Below are 13923 nucleotides of genomic sequence, written 5' to 3' on the forward strand. Positions count from 1 at the left end.
CTCCATCGGATTTCACGGTGGCAGCCGCCTGAAGGCGCTGCTGGATAGTGCGCCAGTATAAAGGCAATCTGGCAGGCAGCCAGCATTACACACCTTTGTTCAACATTTTGTGAACAAGAGTTTCATCTTCCAACTGTCATCCGACCGTCATGAAGGGCGTTTAGCCTGCGGTGTATTTCAGGGATGTTGCCATGCACGAAGCGCCCGCCCTCACTGCTGTGCTGTTCGGCCTGCGCGGCTGCCTGGTCCAGGCCGCGAACGGCAGCCCCCTACCCGCCCCAGGTGCCCTGGACACTCTCCAACAACTGCGGCGCCAGCAAGTACCTTGCATCTGGCTGGACGACCTGAGCGACCATCAGGGCGAGCACCTGGCCCGCGTGCTCCCCGACTGGCTGCCCGGCCAGGTTGCCAACGGTTCACCATGGCCCTCACCGAATGCTTGCTGGCAGGCCTTGATGTCATTGAACAGCGATCGCCTCGATGGCTGCGTGCTGGTCAGTGGCGAGCCGCGCCTGTTGCAGTCGGGCCTGAACGCCGGATTGTGGACGGTCGGCCTTGCAGCCTGCAGCCCAACCTGCGACCTGGCATCGAGCCGGTGGCAAGCCATGAGCACGCAGGAGCAGGAGTTGGCCCGCGGCAAGGCTACCCTCGAACTGTTCGGCCTGGGCGTGCACTCGGTGATTGACCACCTGGAGTCACTGGACACCTGCCTTGCGGACATCGCTCAGCGCCGACGCAAGGGTGAAAAACCCTGACACAGCGCCGTTGATGCCGGTCATGCAAAGCGCCAGCAAGTGGATTACGCTTGAGGTCAGGCCAGAACCTTTGCCGCTTCGCCGAGGTCCATGGCTTGCCAAGTCATTGATGGAGAACAGCCAATGCCCGCCCGCGAATTGCAAGAGCGCCTGAACAGCCTGCGCGAGCAACTGGATCGAAACGTACCGCTGTCGGAAGAAGAACTCGCCAGCCTGCATGAGGAAGCGCGACAGATCGAAGCGCAACTGAAGCTCGAAGAGGCCACGCCAGACAACAACCTGGTCGATGGCGTGAATCTGGCCATCGAGCGTTTCGAAGCCGATCACCCGGACCTCACGGCGACGCTGCGCAGCATTGCCAACTCGCTGCACAGCATGGGGATCTGATTTCATCACCAGGAGCCGCCCCTGCAGTTATCACCTGCGGGAGCGGCCTCGCGCTACGCTGGGGGTATAACGCCCCCAAGCATTGCGCTTACTGGCGCACCAACCGCCCGTTGCTCGGACTGATCGGCCGATTGCTGCGGTAGGGGTTGATGTCCAGCCCACCCCGACGCACATAACGCGCATACACCGTCAGATGCTCCGGCTGCAGCAGGCGCAGCAGGTCCAGGTAGATCCGCTCGACGCACTGCTCGTGGAAGTCGGCATGCTGGCGGAAGCTCACCAGATAGGTCAGCAGGCTGGCATGATCCAGCGCGCGCCCCTTGTACTCGACCACCACACTCCCCCAGTCAGGCTGGCCGGTGACCGGGCAGTTGGACTTGAGCAGGTGGCTGTGCAGGGTTTCCTCGACGATACGCTGCGAGTCGCAGCGCAGCAGTTCAGGCTGCGGTTGCTCGTAGTTGCTGATGCTCACGTCCAGCCCATCGATGCACTGGCCCGGCAAGGCCACCACACCCTGCTGCTCGACCTCACCCAGCGTTCGAACCTGAACCTTCACAGGCTTGCCTGCAGCAGCGGACAAGTCCTTCTCCAGGCACGCCTGCAGCTCGCCGGTCGATGCGAACACCGTCTGGTTCAACGAGTTGAGGTAGAGCTTGAACGACTTGGACTCGATGATGTTAGGCGAGTCGGCCGGAATGGCGAACTCGCCGATGGCCACCACCGGCTTGCCGGAGGGCAGTAACCACGACAGCTCGAAGCAGTTCCAGTAGTCCACGCCCTGCCACGGCAGGGTCTGCGCGGTCACACCCAGCTCGGCCCATTTGGCCGTGCGTGGGATCGGAAACAGCAGCGACGGGGTGTAAGTGGCGATGTATTCGCTGGACTTGCCCAGCGGGGAGTGTTCGGCGGCGGGATGCATGTATCTGACCTGAAAGCGCGGGAATGGCGCCATTCTACCGGTTTTGCACCCCGCCTTGGGGATGATGTCACTCGATGGTCAACTGACCAACCATGCCTGCCTGATAGTGGCCCGGTACATTGCAGGCGAACTCGATGGGCGCCGACTTGCGGAAGGTCCAGGTCAGCTCGGCGCGCTGCCCGGGCTGGACCAGCACAGTGTTGCCCTGATCATGCCCGTTGCCGCCATGGCCCATCTGGCTGTGGTCCATCCCGGCCATGTTGCCATGGTCCATGCCCGCCATGGCCGCCATCTCCTTCTGGTGCTCGACGTGCATGGCCTTGTCACCCAGGTTGAACTCATGAGCCAGCTTGCCTTCGTTGATCACCACGAAGCGCACCGTCTCGCCGGCCTTGACCTGCAGGCTCTTGGGCTCGAAGGCGATATCCTTGAGCACCACATCGACGGTACGGGTGGCCTTGGAGGCCGGCGCCGGTTCGCCGAAGCCGAAGGTCTTGGCGCCATCGGCGAAGACCGGCAGGCTGGCCACGGCGAGGGTGGCGGCGAGGATCAGGTGTTTCATGGCAACTCCGGTTTGTGCGCTAGAGATGGAGCCACTCTAGGGTCATGGGACTGGCGGCTAGCTGACAGGCAGATTACAAGTTTGTCAGCTTGGGCGCGCTTGCCGATCGTCACGTATCATTTGAGCCAATGCTGCGGCACGACACTCCGGGCTGTTCTATGAAAACTGGAGTGCTTGTGCGCTTACCTTTTTGACAATGGACAGTGCATGAAACTGCTGATCGTCGAAGACCAGGCCAGGACCGGCCAATACCTGCGCCAGGGCCTGAGCGAGGCCGGTTTTGCCACGGAACTGGCCGGTGACGGTGAAACGGGGCAATTTCTCGCGCTCACCGGCGACCACGACCTGCTGATCCTGGATGTCATGCTGCCGGGCCGGGATGGCTGGCAGATCCTTCAGGCGGTGCGCCAGGCGGGGCTGGACACGCCGGTACTGTTCCTTACCGCGCGTGACGCTGTCGAAGACCGCGTCCATGGCCTGGAGCTGGGGGCCGACGATTATCTGGTCAAACCCTTTGCCTTCTCCGAGCTGCTGGCCCGGGTACGTAGCCTGCTGCGCCGCGGTGCCAGCCCTTCTCAGGACACCACCCTGGCCCTGGCCGACCTGCGCCTGGACCTGATCCGTCGCCGCGCCGAGCGCGCCGGCAGCCGCATCGACCTGACCGCCAAGGAGTTCGCCCTGCTCGAGCTGCTGCTGCGGCGCCAGGGCGAGGTGCTGCCCAAATCGCTGATCGCTTCGCAGGTGTGGGACATGAATTTCGACAGCGACACCAATGTGATCGAGGTCGCGATCCGTCGCCTGCGCCTGAAGATCGACGACAACCACCCCAACAAGCTGATCCATACCGTGCGCGGCATGGGCTACGTGCTCGAGGAGCGCCACGACTGATGCCCCGACTCTCCCTCAGCGGGCGCCTGGCCCTGCTGTTCGCGGCCTGCACCGCCGCCGTGTCGCTGAGCGCCGGGTTGCTGTTCAGCCATGCCAGTGAACGTCACTTCGTCGAGCTCGACCAGCAGTTGCTCAGCGCCCGCCTCTCGCAATTGCGTGCGCACCTGGCCGATGTCGACTCCCGCGCCGCGTTGGACGACCACCTGCCGACGCTGCGCAGCGAGCTCAGCCACCAGTCGGACCTGGCCCTGCGTATCCGCGGCAACGACGGTACGCTGTGGTTCGACAGCCGCGCAGGCTTGCCGCAGGAGCCCCGTCAGCCGGGCCTGGCCACCCTGCACAGTGACGGCATGGACTACCGCAGCCTGTGCCAGGCGTTGCCAAACGCCCAGATCACCTTGTTTCTCGACATCACCCACCACCAGCACTTTCTGCAACGCATGCAGCAGTTGATCTGGCTGACTGTCGGGCTCTGCGCGCTGGCCACAGCCCTACTCGGCGCCTGGGCTGCGCGCCGCGGATTGCAACCGTTGCGCCAGATGGGCGCGGTGGCCGCCAGCGTCAATGCGCGCTCGCTGACCACGCGCCTGCCAGTGGCGCAACTGCCTGAAGAACTCGCCGAGCTCGGCCACACCGTCAACGCCATGCTGCAACGCCTGGACGATGCTTTTCAGCGCCTCTCGGCGTTTTCCGCCGACATCGCCCATGAACTGCGCACGCCGCTGTCAAATCTGCTCACCCACACCCAGGTCACTCTCACCCGCCCCCGCAGCCTGGAGGAGTACCGCGAAGCCCTTCACGGCAACCTCGAGGAACTGCAACACATGGCGCAGATGGTCAACGACATGCTGTTCCTGGCCAAGGCCGACCATGGCCTGCTGATGCCCAGCCGACAGGCTTTGGACCTGGCGACCGAGACCGATGCTCTGCTGGAGTACTACGCGCCGCTGGCCGAAGATGCCGGCATCATCCTGCGACGCCGCGGTGAAGCACAGACAGAGGGCGACCGGCACATGCTGCGCCGGGCCATGTCCAACCTGCTGGACAACGCACTGCGCTTCACCCCACCTGGCGGGACCATCGAAGTGACGCTGTCACCGGGGCTGCACATAGAGATCGCCAATACCGGCCCCGCGATTGCACCTCAGGCCCTGCCACGCCTGTTCGACCGGTTCTATCGAGAGGATCCGACACGCCATGAAGGCAGCAGCGAACATGCAGGGCTGGGGCTTGCGATCACCCGGTCCATCGTGCAGGCCCATGGCGGGGGGATTCACGCTCACTGTGAAGGAGGATGGACACGCTTTGTGATTGACCTGCCCCCGAAGCGCTGAGGCAGTGCAACGGCTGGCGCGGGCTTCGTTTACGCTCGCGCCAGCGCAGGGATCGCGCCCACCTTCAGGCGCAGACCACGACGTCACTCGTAACGCAATGCCATCGCAGGCTCGATCTGCGATGCGCGATACGCCGGGTACAACGTGGCCAGGAAACTCATCACCAGGCCGGCGATACAGATGATCGCGACATCACCCCACTGCAACTGCGATGGCAGGCTGCTGATGAAGTACATGTCGGAGGTGAAGATATGCTGGCCGCTGGTGCGTTCCAGCCAACCGACGATGGCGCTGACGTTGAGCGCACCGATCACGCCCAACACCCCGCCAATCAGGGTGCCGACGATACCGATCAGGCTGCCCTGGACCATGAAGGTCCCCATGATCTGCGCCGGCGTCGCACCGATGGTGCGTAGAATCGCGATGTCGGCACCCTTGTCGTTCACCACCATCACCAGGGTGGCGATGATGTTGAACGCCGCCACGGCAATGATCATCAGCAACAGCAGACCGATCATGGTCTTTTCCATCTTCATCGCGCTGAACAAGCTGCCCTGGGTGTGCGACCAGTCATCGGCGCGGTAGGCATCGCCCAGGCCCGAAGCGATCGCCTTGGACACCTGCGGCGCAGCATACAGGTCGTGCAGCTTCAGGCGTACGCCCTGCACCTGGCCCGGTGCCCAGCGTTGCATCTCGCCGGCATCGGCCATGTGGATGTAGGCCTGCGAACCGTCCAGCTCGGCACCGACCTTGAAGATGCCGACCACGGTCAGCCGCTGCATGCGTGGGGTAATACCACCGGGCGCACTGCTCACCTCCGGCACGATCAGGGTGACCTTGTCACCGGTGTTCAGGCGAAAACGGCGCGCCGTCAGCTCCCCGAGCACCACGCCATACTCACCGGGCTGCAGCGCTTGCAGGGCACCCTGAACGATATGCTGGCCGACAATGGAGACCTTGCCCTCCTGCGCCGGATCGATACCGCTGACCTGGATCGGCTGCATCGCCCCCTTGTAGGAGAGCATGCCTTCCATTTCCGTCAGGGGCGCCGCGGCGATCACCGCCGGATTCTTCAGCGCGGCCTCGGCAACACGCTGCCAGTTATCCAGCGGCTGTACGCCAAGGATGCTGGCATGCGGCACCAGCCCCAGCACGCGCGAGCTCATCTCACGCTGGAAACCGTTCATCACCGACAACACCACGATCATCGCCAGCACGCCCAAAGAGAGGCCGATCATCGAGGTCATGGAGATGAACGAGATGAAGTGATTGCGGCGCTTGGCACGGGTGTAACGGGCACCGATGAACAAGGGCAAGGGTCTGAACATGTACGCGAACACCCAGTTGAACAGTAGATTGGGGCCGCGCAGGCGGCCCCATGCAATCAGATCGAGATCAGACGACCGTCTTCCAGGCTCAACACACGGTCCATCTTGCGTGCCAGGCTCAGGTCGTGGGTCACCACCAGGAACGCCGTGCGCGACGCCGTCGACAGCTCCTGCATCAGCTCCTGGATACCCAGGGCGGTATGGTGGTCAAGGTTGCCGGTGGGCTCGTCGAGCATCACCAGGCCCGGCTGGTTGACCAGCGCACGGGCAATCGCCACGCGCTGGCGCTCGCCGCCAGACAGTTCGGCAGGCTTGTGATTCAGGCGATGGCTGAGGCCTACACGCTTGAGCAGCGCCTCAGCGCGCTGGCGCGCCTCCGGGATGGGTGTACGACCGATCAGCAGCGGCATGCAGACGTTTTCCAGGGCCGTGAATTCTGCCAGTAGGTGGTGGAACTGGTAGACGAAGCCCAAGGCGCGGTTGCGCAGCAAGCCGCGATCACGTTCGCCGAGCGCCGAAAGCTCTTCCCCGGCCAGCCAGACGCTGCCCTGGGTTGGCGTGTCGAGGCCGCCAAGCAGGTTGAGCAGCGTGCTCTTGCCCGAGCCGGAGCTACCGACGATGGCCACCCGCTCCCCCGGGTGCAGCTCCAGGCTCAGGCCCGACAGCACCTGCACCGACTCCGGCCCCTCGTCATAGGACTTGCCCAGGTTGCGGCAACTCAGTACGGCTTTATCACTCATGCGCGACTCACTCATAACGTAGCGCCTCTGCAGGCTGGGTGCGCGCGGCACGCCAGGCCGGATACAGGGTGGCGAGGAAACTCAGGACCAGTGCCGCACCGCAGACCATCCACACGTCCTGGGCGATGATCTGCGACGGCAGGTAATCGATGAAGTACACATCGGCATTGAGGAACTTGTGCCCGATCAGGGTCTCGACACCCGCGATCGCCGCACTGACGTTGAGCGCAGCGATGATCCCGACCACTGCGCCGATCAGCGTGCCGACCACGCCGATCACCGTGCCCTGGACCATGAAGATCGCCATGATCTGCCGGGGCGTGGCGCCAAGCGTACGCAGGATGGCGATGTCGCCGCGCTTGTCGTTGACCACCATCACCAGGGTGGAAATGATGTTGAACGCGGCCACCGCGACGATCAGCAGCAGGAGCAGGCCGATGATCGACTTCTCCATGCGAATCGCCTGGTACAGGTTGCCCTGGGTGCGGGTCCAGTCGCGGGCGTAGTACTGGTGCTCGCCCAACTGCTGGACGATGCTCCAAGCCTCGCGCGGAGCCTTGAACAGGTCGTCGAACTTCAGGCGCAGGCCTTGTACCTGGTCGGCCTTCCAGCGGTGCAGGCGCGAAAGGTCAGAGAGGTTGGTCAGGCCCAGGAAGCCATCGATCTCGCCAGCGCCGACGTGAAAGGTGCCGACCACGGTAAAGCGCTTCATGCGCGGGAACATCCCGGCCGGGGTGATGCTCACCTCGGGGGCGACGAAGGTGACCTTGTCACCGACCTTAACGCCCAGCTTGGTGGCGGCCTTGTCACCGATGAGGATGCCCCACTCGCCGGGCGCCAGCTGGTCGAGGCTGCCCTGCTGCAGGAAGTTGTCGATGATCGACACCTCGCGCTCGCGGTCCGGCTGGATGCCGTTGAGCAGCATCTTCTGCACCTTGCCGTCATGGGTAAGCAGCCCCTGCATCTGTGTGAAGGGCGCGACCGCCTGCACGTGCGGATTCTGCTTTACTTGTTGAGCAAGGGCCTGCCAGTCGCCGATGGGCTGGTCGCCCTCGATGGTGGCGTGGGGGACCATGCCAAGGACGCGGGTGCGCATCTCGTGATCGAAGCCATTCATCACCGACAGCACCACGATCATCACCACCACGCCCAGGGCGAGGCCGATCATCGAGGTCAGGGAAATGAACGAGACGAAATGGTTGCGTCGCTTGGCACGGGTGTAACGCGTACCGATGAATACGAAGAGAGGTCTGAACATGTCGGGGCTTGTTCGGATGAAAGGGAACGTCCTGGTGGCGAGGCGCCTACGGCGGCTTTACACTCGGACCACCGCCGCAACCATGGGTTCGCCATGACGACATTAGACGAAGAAGATCGCCGGGAATACTACCGCATCGAAGACAGGATCGCACTGGAAATCAGCCCCCTGAGCGCGGCCGAAGCCCTTGAGCCAGAACTGTTGCAGGATGATTCACCACTGTTCAACCTGCTCAGCGAGCTGCACCTGTCGGACTTCGAATCCCAGCACCTGTTGCGCCAGCTCAGCGACAAGGACCGCACCCTGGCCGCCTTCCTGCGCGCCCAGAACAAACGCCTCGACCTGCTCAGCGCGGTGGTCGCGCAAACGCTGATCGGCGAGATCGGCCAGCCGCAGCGGGTGATCATCTCCGAAGGCGGTGTCGAATTCGCCCAGGCGCAGCAGATCGCGCCCGGCACCCGGGTCAAGGTGAAGATGGTGCTGATGCCACGCGCCCACGGCCTGCTGCTGCGTGGCCGCGTCACCCACTGCGACCCACGTGCCGACGGCGGCTTCGAGGTTGGCACCGAATTCATCGACATGACCGATGCCCAGCGCCAGCTGCTGGCCCGCTATATCCTGCAGCGTCAGCAACAACAGCGGCGCCAGCAACTCGAACACGACGACCCGGCATCCTGAGCCTTTTCCCTTTAGACCTGAAGGAACGAACGTGACCCTGATCTACGGCCATCGCGGCGCCAAGGGCGAAGCGCCCGAGAACACCCTGACCAGCTTCCGCCAGTGCCTGTCGCACGGCGTCGACCGTTGCGAGCTGGACCTGCACCTGTCGGCCGATAACGAGCTGATGGTGATCCATGACCCTACCCTCAAGCGCACCACCGGTCGACGCGGCAAGGTCGTCGAACACCCGGCAGCGGACCTGGTTACCTACGACGCGCGCAAGGGCGGCCCCGGACATGTGCAGCCCTGCCCTATCCCGCGCCTTGAAGAACTGTTCGAGAAATGCGCCTTTGCCCACTGGCAGCTGGAGGTCAAGAGTGCTTCGCGCACCCGTGCAGCAAGCACGGTGCTGGCCATTCGCGAGCTGGCACAACAATACGGCCTGCTCGACAAGGTGACCATCACCTCGAGCTCGCGGGAAGTACTGGGGGCAGCGCAGGAACTGGTGCCCGACATCACGCGTGGGCTGGTTGCCGAATACGCCTGGCTCGACCCACTGAAAGTGGCACAGAACTACGGCTGCGAGATGCTCGCGCTGAACTGGACACTGTGCACCCCCGAACGCCTGCTCAAGGCGCAGAAGCAGGGTTTGCATGTGTCGGTGTGGACGGTCAACGAGCCGGCGCTGATGCGCCGACTCGCCGATTTTGGCGTGGACAGCCTGATTACAGACTTTCCCGGTTTGGCCAAGACCACCCTCGGGTAGGGCTGAAATCGGTCTCCCCGACCGGCTCAGGCCACCGGCCGGAGCCGCTCAAAAAAGCCGGTTCAGACCGTCGTACGCGGCTACCCGATAGGCTTCGGCCATGGTCGGGTAGTTGAAGGTGGTGTTGACGAAGTACTTGAGATTGTTCAGCTCACCCGGCTGGTTCATGATCGCCTGGCCGATGTGGACAATCTCCGAAGCCTGGTAGCCGAAGCAGTGCACGCCAAGGATTTCCAGGGTTTCGCGGTGGAACAGGATCTTCAGCATGCCCTGAGGCTCGCCGGCGATCTGCGCACGGGCCATGCTCTTGAAGAACGCCTTGCCCACTTCGTACGGCACCTTGGCCTGGGTCAGCTCCTGCTCGTTCTTGCCGATCGAGCTGATCTCCGGAATGGTGTAGATGCCGGTCGGTACGTCGTTGACGAAGCGCCAGCTGCCGTTGTCGACGATGCTACCGGCCGCCGAACGGCCCTGGTCGTGGGCGGCGCTGGCCAGGCTCGGCCAACCGATCACGTCACCGGCACCGTAGATGTTCGGCACACTGGTGCTGTAGTTCTCGTCGACCTCGATCTGGCCGCGGCTGTTGACCTTGATACCGATGTTCTCAAGGCCCAGCTTGTCGGTGTTGCCGGTACGGCCGTTGCACCACAGCAAGGCGTCGGCCTTGATCTTCTTGCCCGACTTCAGGTGCAGGATCACCCCGTTGTCCAGGCCCTCGACACGCTCGTACTCCTCGTTATGGCGTACGGTGATGTTGTTGTTGCTGAAGTGGTAGCTCAGCGCCTGGGAGATTTCCGAATCCAGGAAGCTCAGCAATTGGCCTCGGTTGTCGACCAATTCGACCAGCACGCCCAGGCCACTGAAGATCGAGGCGTATTCGCAACCGATCACCCCGGCACCATAGACGATCAGCTTGCGCGGCGTGTGGCTCAGGCTGAGGATGGTGTCGCTGTCGTAGACGCGCGGGTGGTGGAAGTCGATGTCGGCCGGGCGATAAGGGCGCGAGCCGGTGGCGATGATGATGTGCTTGGCGTTGAGCTTCTCGACCACGCCGTTGGGGCAGACCACTTCGACGGTCTGCTCATCGGCGAAGCTGCCGGTGCCGACGAACACGTCTACGCGGTTGCGCGCGTAGTAGCCGGTGCGCGAGGCAACCTGCTTGGAAATCACCTTCTCGGCGCTCTTGAGCACGTCGGGGAAGGAGAACCAGCGCGGCTCACCAATGGCACGGAACATCGGGTTGGTGTTGAACTGCATGATCTGCCGCACCGAGTGACGCAGTGCCTTGGACGGGATGGTGCCCAAGTGGGTGCAGTTGCCGCCGACCTGGCGACGGCTGTCGACCATCGCGACCTTGCGCCCCGCTTTGGCGGCGTTCATTGCCGCGCCTTCTCCGGCCGGGCCGGAACCCAGCACCACTACGTCGTAGTTGTAGACAGCCATGCGTACTCCTTCAGAACTGGCCCGCCGCGGCTGGCCGCGGGGCTCATCATGTCGCCGAGGCGCCATGAAAAAATTCGGGTGCAGTCTAATCAAGCGTGAACGCCGCGCACATTAACCCTTGGTCGCGTCGTAGGCCATCTTTGCCTGCACTACATGTCATTTCGCCGCTTCCCTGGCCGCGATCATCCGTGCCCTGCCTTTCACCCGCCTTTCAACGCCCGCTGGAAACCTGGCGTGGAACGGGAGACGAAACCACCCTCGACCCGGGTCACCAGTACGGCAGCGATGCCGTGGGCCACGGCAAAATCCCAGCCGCGCTCGGGCCCGAGAATCAGCAGCAACGTCGAGTAACCGTCAGCGATCAGTGCCGAGCGGTCAAGCACGGTGACCGCAGCCAGACCGTGGGCGACCGGACGCCCCAGACGGGCATCGAAGGTGTGCGAATAGCGCCGGCCATTGTCCTCGAAATAGTTGCGGTAGTCACCCGAGGTCGACACCGATAGGCCATCGATGGCAATCACCTGGCGAGCGATCTGGCGATCCTCGCGCGGCAGCTCCAGTGCAATGCGCCAGGGGCTGCCATCAGGCTTGCGGCCTGCGGCCTGCAATTCCCCGGTGGCTTCGGCGACAAAGCTGTCGATACCCATCGCCCGCAGGCGCTCGGCGATCAGGTCGACGGCGTGACCGGCAGCGATACTGTTGAAGTCCAGCTCCAGCGCGACATCCTTGCACAGGCGCTCGCCATCGATGTGCAGGTGACGATAACCTACGCGCTGACGGGCCAAGGCCAGGGCCTGAGGATCGGGCACCTGCTCCTGACGCGCCTGCGGGCCGAAACCCCACAGGTTGAGCAGTGGCTCGACACTGAGGTCGAAAGCGCCCTCGCTCACATCCGCCAGGTGCTGGCCGAAGGTGACCAGCTCGAGCATGTCCTGCGGGATGGCCAGGCATTGATTGGCCGGCAACTGGTTGAAGCGACTGACGACAGAGTCGTCACGGTAGGTGGAATACGACGCGTCAATTTCATGCAGGATGGTTTCGACAGCTTCGCGCACCTGGTCCGGTGCCGGGCCGCCGGGGTTGCGAACATACTGGATGCTGTAGCTGCTGCCCATGGTCGGGCCGCCAAGGCGCTCCAGCGTGGGTTGCTGGTCACAGGCCGATAGCAGCATCAGGATAAGCAGTAAGGCTTTGCGCAAGATTCAGACTCTCGATTGCCTGTGCCGCGTCTACCCTGGGACCAGCGTTTACCGTGGCAGTGCCGGCACAGACACGACATAAAAAAACGGGAACCCGAAGGTTCCCGTTTTTTCATGGCCTTACAAGCCTATCAGCGTGGAAACGCTGGCGGGTTCACACCGGCCATCTCTTCCATCACGCGAACGACCTGGCAGCTGTAACCGAATTCGTTGTCGTACCAGACGTACAGGACAACACGATTATCGTTGCAGATGGTCGCTTCGGCATCGACCACACCGGCGTGGCGCGAGCCAACGAAGTCGGTCGAAACCACTTCCTGGGAGCTGACGTAGTCGATCTGCTTGTGCAGTTCCGAGTGCATGGCGGTCTGGCGCAGGTACTCGTTGAGCTCCTCGCGGTTGGTGGCCTTTTCCAGGTTCAGGTTCAGGATGGCCATCGACACGTTCGGCGTCGGTACGCGAATGGCGTTGCCGGTCAGCTTGCCCTTGAGCACTGGCAGTGCCTTGGCAGCGGCAGTGGCGGCGCCGGTTTCGGTGATGACCATGTTCAGCGGCGCGGCACGACCGCGACGGCTGCCCTTGTGGAAGTTGTCGATCAGGTTCTGGTCGTTGGTGAACGAGTGAACGGTTTCGACGTGGCCGTTGACGATGCCGTACTGATCGTTGATGGCCTTGAGCACCGGCACGATGGCGTTGGTGGTGCAGGATGCCGCGGAGATGATCTTGTCATCGGCAGCGATATCGCCATGGTTGATGCCGTGCACGATGTTCTTCAGCGCGCCCTTGCCAGGTGCGGTGAGGATCACACGGGCAGCGCCCGGGCAGGCCAGGTGCTGGCCCAGGCCGTCGGCATCGCGCCAGACGCCGGTGTTGTCGACGATCAGTGCGTTGTCGATGCCGTACTGGGTGTAGTCGACTTCGCTCGGGCTCTTGGCGTAGATGACCTGGATCAGGTTGCCGTTGGCAGTGATGGTGTTGTTGGCTTCATCGATGGTGATGGTGCCATCGAACGGGCCGTGAACCGAGTCGCGGCGCAGCAGGCTGGCGCGCTTGACCAGGTCGTTTTCGGCGCCCTTGCGCACGACGATGGCGCGCAGGCGCAGGCCGTCGCCACCACCGGTCTTCTCGATCAGGATGCGCGCCAGCAGGCGGCCGATGCGGCCGAAGCCGTACAGGACGACGTCGGTGCCCTTGCGCGCCGAAGCGTTCTGCTGGCCCACCACCTCAGCCAGCTCTTCACGAACGAACTGCTCGGCAGTGCGACCGTTGCCTTCCTGCTTGAACTTGTTGGCCAGCTTGCCCAGGTCGACCGAAGCGGCGCCCAGTTTCAGCTCGCTCATGGCTTTGAGCAGGGGGAATGTCTCGTGTACGGACAGTTCGGTCTCGTCGGTCTGACGGTGACGTGCAAAGCGATGGGCTTTGAGGATCGAGATAACCGAACGGTTGATCAGGCTGCGGCCATAGATCGAGCTCACCACGTTGTTGTTGCGGTAGAGCTGACCGATAAGCGGGATCATCGCTTCAGCCAGGGCTTCACGATCGATCCACTCACCAAGACACTGGTCGGGCTTCTGAGTCACGGGAACCTTCCACATGTAGGGACAGAAAAAAGGGGCTACATTATGACGCCCCGATGCGTATCGGGCAATGAGCGCCTGTCGCTACCCGCGAAGCCAGCCGTCAT

The 13923-nt window shown here is 63.2% G+C and carries 14 protein-coding genes; 6 read left to right on the forward strand and 8 right to left on the reverse strand.

The window, feature by feature from the left end; all coding sequences use genetic code 11:
* Positions 1 to 191: 191 nt before the first annotated feature.
* Entirely contained in the window at positions 192 to 755 is a 564-nt protein-coding gene (locus tag ACMGGG_RS15550) for a phosphonoacetaldehyde phosphonohydrolase-related protein (RefSeq protein ID WP_414154024.1), read from the forward strand.
* A gap of 123 nt (positions 756 to 878) precedes the next feature.
* A complete protein-coding gene (locus tag ACMGGG_RS15555) occupies positions 879 to 1142 on the forward strand; it encodes a DUF4404 family protein (RefSeq protein WP_063545619.1) in 264 nt (87 codons plus the stop codon).
* An 88-nt stretch (positions 1143 to 1230) separates the two neighbouring features.
* On the opposite strand, the gene queF is transcribed toward ACMGGG_RS15555, so the two are convergent.
* Together queF and ACMGGG_RS15565 are read right to left on the reverse strand one after the other, a co-directional pair.
* A complete protein-coding gene (gene queF, locus ACMGGG_RS15560; protein WP_063545620.1) occupies positions 1231 to 2061 on the reverse strand; it encodes an NADPH-dependent 7-cyano-7-deazaguanine reductase QueF in 831 nt (276 codons plus the stop codon).
* Between the two features lie 67 nt (positions 2062 to 2128).
* Positions 2129 to 2623 (reverse strand): plastocyanin/azurin family copper-binding protein, encoded by a 495-nt coding sequence (locus ACMGGG_RS15565; RefSeq protein WP_054894430.1) that lies wholly within the window; start codon positions 2621 to 2623, stop codon positions 2129 to 2131.
* Positions 2624 to 2830: 207 nt separating this feature from the next.
* Between ACMGGG_RS15565 and cinR the strand changes: the two genes are divergently transcribed.
* Together cinR and ACMGGG_RS15575 are read left to right on the forward strand one after the other, a co-directional pair.
* Positions 2831 to 3511, forward strand: a complete 681-nt coding sequence (gene cinR, locus ACMGGG_RS15570) for a two-component system response regulator CinR (protein ID WP_063545622.1) — start codon at positions 2831 to 2833, stop codon at positions 3509 to 3511.
* Positions 3508 to 4845 (forward strand): heavy metal sensor histidine kinase, encoded by a 1338-nt coding sequence (locus ACMGGG_RS15575; protein WP_414155817.1) that lies wholly within the window; start codon positions 3508 to 3510, stop codon positions 4843 to 4845. The genes cinR and ACMGGG_RS15575 overlap by 4 nt, the downstream gene beginning before the upstream one ends.
* A gap of 83 nt (positions 4846 to 4928) precedes the next feature.
* Here the strand turns inward: ACMGGG_RS15575 and ACMGGG_RS15580 are convergent, their stop codons facing one another.
* The 3 genes from ACMGGG_RS15580 to ACMGGG_RS15590 are packed head-to-tail and all read right to left on the reverse strand — an operon-like array spanning position 4929 to position 8171.
* Positions 4929 to 6173, reverse strand: coding sequence for a lipoprotein-releasing ABC transporter permease subunit (locus tag ACMGGG_RS15580; protein ID WP_063545623.1), 1245 nt, complete (start codon positions 6171 to 6173; stop codon positions 4929 to 4931).
* Positions 6174 to 6229: 56 nt separating this feature from the next.
* Positions 6230 to 6913, reverse strand: a complete 684-nt coding sequence (gene lolD, locus ACMGGG_RS15585) for a lipoprotein-releasing ABC transporter ATP-binding protein LolD (RefSeq protein WP_172964760.1) — start codon at positions 6911 to 6913, stop codon at positions 6230 to 6232.
* A 7-nt stretch (positions 6914 to 6920) separates the two neighbouring features.
* Positions 6921 to 8171, reverse strand: a complete 1251-nt coding sequence (locus tag ACMGGG_RS15590; protein ID WP_054894434.1) for a lipoprotein-releasing ABC transporter permease subunit — start codon at positions 8169 to 8171, stop codon at positions 6921 to 6923.
* A gap of 93 nt (positions 8172 to 8264) precedes the next feature.
* Here ACMGGG_RS15590 and ACMGGG_RS15595 point away from each other — a divergent pair, with 93 nt between their 5' ends.
* Positions 8265 to 8849, forward strand: a complete 585-nt coding sequence (locus ACMGGG_RS15595) for a PilZ domain-containing protein (RefSeq protein ID WP_063545625.1) — start codon at positions 8265 to 8267, stop codon at positions 8847 to 8849.
* Positions 8850 to 8880: 31 nt separating this feature from the next.
* Positions 8881 to 9597 carry a glycerophosphodiester phosphodiesterase gene (locus tag ACMGGG_RS15600; protein WP_054894436.1) on the forward strand — a complete coding sequence of 239 codons (717 nt, stop codon included), beginning with the start codon at positions 8881 to 8883 and terminating at the stop codon, positions 9595 to 9597.
* 48 nt (positions 9598 to 9645) lie between these two features.
* Here the strand turns inward: ACMGGG_RS15600 and sthA are convergent, their stop codons facing one another.
* From sthA to ACMGGG_RS15615, 3 genes are all read right to left on the reverse strand, one after another.
* Complete coding sequence (gene sthA, locus ACMGGG_RS15605; protein WP_054894437.1) at positions 9646 to 11040, reverse strand: Si-specific NAD(P)(+) transhydrogenase; 1395 nt, start codon at positions 11038 to 11040, stop codon at positions 9646 to 9648.
* A gap of 200 nt (positions 11041 to 11240) precedes the next feature.
* Positions 11241 to 12239 (reverse strand): FAD:protein FMN transferase, encoded by a 999-nt coding sequence (locus ACMGGG_RS15610; RefSeq protein WP_414154026.1) that lies wholly within the window; start codon positions 12237 to 12239, stop codon positions 11241 to 11243.
* 131 nt (positions 12240 to 12370) lie between these two features.
* On the reverse strand, positions 12371 to 13834 hold the full coding sequence (locus ACMGGG_RS15615; RefSeq protein ID WP_054894439.1) for a glyceraldehyde-3-phosphate dehydrogenase: 1464 nt from the start codon (positions 13832 to 13834) through the stop codon (positions 12371 to 12373).
* Positions 13835 to 13923 lie beyond the last annotated feature (89 nt).

Origin of the sequence: Pseudomonas sp. BNK-44-b (genome assembly GCF_047456245.1) — a bacterium.
GTDB classification, from domain to species: Bacteria; Pseudomonadota; Gammaproteobacteria; order Pseudomonadales; family Pseudomonadaceae; genus Aquipseudomonas; species Aquipseudomonas machongensis.

Excerpts from the sequence above, each read along its gene's own strand:
- queF (WP_063545620.1), bottom strand. The coding sequence starts at position 2,061 with ATGCATCCCGCCGCCGAACACTCCCCGCTGGGCAAGTCCAGCGAATAC.
- ACMGGG_RS15550 (WP_414154024.1), top strand. The coding sequence starts at position 192 with ATGCACGAAGCGCCCGCCCTCACTGCTGTGCTGTTCGGCCTGCGCGGC.
- ACMGGG_RS15615 (WP_054894439.1), bottom strand. The coding sequence starts at position 13,834 with ATGTGGAAGGTTCCCGTGACTCAGAAGCCCGACCAGTGTCTTGGTGAG.
- ACMGGG_RS15590 (WP_054894434.1), bottom strand. The coding sequence starts at position 8,171 with ATGTTCAGACCTCTCTTCGTATTCATCGGTACGCGTTACACCCGTGCC.
- ACMGGG_RS15555 (WP_063545619.1), top strand. The coding sequence starts at position 879 with ATGCCCGCCCGCGAATTGCAAGAGCGCCTGAACAGCCTGCGCGAGCAA.
- sthA (WP_054894437.1), bottom strand. The coding sequence starts at position 11,040 with ATGGCTGTCTACAACTACGACGTAGTGGTGCTGGGTTCCGGCCCGGCC.
- lolD (WP_172964760.1), bottom strand. The coding sequence starts at position 6,913 with ATGAGTGATAAAGCCGTACTGAGTTGCCGCAACCTGGGCAAGTCCTAT.
- cinR (WP_063545622.1), top strand. The coding sequence starts at position 2,831 with ATGAAACTGCTGATCGTCGAAGACCAGGCCAGGACCGGCCAATACCTG.
- ACMGGG_RS15565 (WP_054894430.1), bottom strand. The coding sequence starts at position 2,623 with ATGAAACACCTGATCCTCGCCGCCACCCTCGCCGTGGCCAGCCTGCCG.
- ACMGGG_RS15580 (WP_063545623.1), bottom strand. The coding sequence starts at position 6,173 with ATGTTCAGACCCTTGCCCTTGTTCATCGGTGCCCGTTACACCCGTGCC.
- ACMGGG_RS15595 (WP_063545625.1), top strand. The coding sequence starts at position 8,265 with ATGACGACATTAGACGAAGAAGATCGCCGGGAATACTACCGCATCGAA.